Origin of the sequence: Neokomagataea thailandica NBRC 106555, assembly GCF_001598495.1 — a bacterium.
Classification (GTDB): Bacteria; Pseudomonadota; Alphaproteobacteria; order Acetobacterales; family Acetobacteraceae; genus Gluconobacter; species Gluconobacter thailandicus_A.
The window spans coordinates 1-701 of sequence record NZ_BCZB01000081.1; the positions used below are offsets into that span (position 1 = coordinate 1).

At 19.3% G+C, this 701-nt stretch carries 1 protein-coding gene; it reads right to left on the reverse strand.

The features are described 5' to 3' along the window. The coding region (locus NTH01S_RS11495) for a hypothetical protein (protein WP_157070978.1) at positions 1 to 572 on the reverse strand (572 nt) is incomplete at its 3' end. Positions 573 to 701 lie beyond the last annotated feature (129 nt).

The following is a 701-nucleotide window of genomic DNA, read 5'->3' on the forward strand; positions in this document are numbered from 1 at the left end:
CTATTGTATATTTTATTTATAAAAATAAATACAAAAACAAGAAGTAAGTTTGATATAATAAACATTATATATTCAATTTTCTTTGAAAAACTATATATATAAATATAATTATTTTTTTCTTCAATATTCTTTGAAAAATCTCCCAAATCTTTAGCTATACGCATTTCTTCAGACGAAAATTCTTTTTTTTCATTAATTTGATTAAAATGTAATTTCTTAACTCTAAAAGATATATTTTTTATTTGATTATTATAATAATCATTATTAACATGAAAATTATCTAAGTAATTTATTAACTTTTTGTAATCATCATTGTACCTATATTGATTGTAAGCAATATTGTTTTTGTCTGTATATATATAATGGGCATGTAATATAATAGTATTTATTTTCTTTGCTGAATTGGTTATAGATTCATTAGCTTTGTATTCAAGAATAATATTAATTACTATTTTTTCCTGAATTTTTTGAAAAACAAAGAAACCAAAAAAATTAAATGATAATAATATAATTATAAAAAATAATAATATTTTCTCATATGTTTTATATATAGTTAATTTTTCGAATTTCATTTCTAATTTTATCCTATTATATTATACATTTTATTAAAAATAATTGTATATTCAAAATGGCTCTGTTGCAAAGTGCGGCAAGAATTGAAGTTAGCCTAACTTCTGGGGTTTTTAGAAGGTGTAAACTCC